This window comes from Kitasatospora putterlickiae (assembly GCF_039527695.1).
Lineage (GTDB): Bacteria > Actinomycetota > Actinomycetes > Streptomycetales > Streptomycetaceae > Kitasatospora > Kitasatospora putterlickiae.
In genome coordinates this window covers 1-986 of record NZ_BAAAKJ010000567.1, presented here as the reverse complement: position 1 = coordinate 986, position 986 = coordinate 1, and the positions used below count along the sequence as shown (strand labels likewise).

1 pseudogene is annotated in these 986 nt (G+C 75.7%); it reads right to left on the bottom strand.

The annotated features are described in order from the left end of the window. Positions 1 to 986 (bottom strand): annotated as a pseudogene (locus ABD308_RS39415) (helix-turn-helix transcriptional regulator); the annotation flags it as partial.

Below are 986 nucleotides of genomic sequence, written 5' to 3'. Positions count from 1 at the left end.
TGCACGGCGGCGGCCACCAGGTCGAACACCAGCGCGTGGCACGAGGGCGGGCCGCCGGCCAGCCGCCCCGGCGGGAGGAGTTCGCAGAAGTGCGCGTACGCCTCCTCGTGCCGCTGGTGGGCGAGCGCGGCCAGCCCGCGCAGGTGGGTCAGCCGGTCGAGGACGTGCCGCATCCGGGCGCGGGTGGCGGTCGGCCGGACGGCCCGGTCGACCGCCTCCAGCCCGTCCAGGTCGCCGCGGCCGGCCAGGAAGGCGGCGTGGTACTGGCGGAACAGCAGGGCGTTGGTGTGGTACCCGAGCTCGTCGGCGATCTCCGCCTCGCGCCGGCAGTCCTCGGCCCGGTCCCACTCGCCGAGCAGGAAGTCCTGGTGGCACTTGGCCTTGGCCACCGAGCCCTGGCTGGCGTAGCCGTGCAGTCCGGTGAAGCGCTGCCAGAGGCCGGGCTGGGGGCAGTCGAGGGCGGAGCCGGTCCAGAGCAGCAGCCAGGCCGCCCCGGCCTCCTGTTCCTCGGTGAGGTCCCCGGCCGCCGCCAGCAGGGCGTCGGCGACGCCCGGTCCGGGTTCCGTCCAGGCCCGCAGGCAGAGCCGGCCGACCTCGGAGACGGCGTCCCGGTGCCGTCGCAGGGCCTGCCAGGCCCAGGGGTCGTCGGTGTAGCCGGCGGCCAGCAGCAGTTTGAAGTAGGCCTGCTCGACCAGCCCGCCGAAGCCCTCGGCGCCCGGTTCGGCCAGGGTGTCGAGGACGGCCGGCAGCAGGGCGGCCGAGGAGGCGAAGTCGACGTGGTGGCTCTGGTCGGCGTAGACCACCGCGTAGGCGAACAGCGGCGCGACGTCCGACGGGACGGTACTGGTCTTCAGTTCCTCGACCAGGGCGGCGGTGTGCCGCAGCTGACCGCCGTGGGCGGCCATCACGGCGGCGCGGGTGAGCCGGCGGACGCGGTCGGCGGAGTCGGGGGTCAGCACGGCGGGGCGTTCGAGCAGCGCGACGAC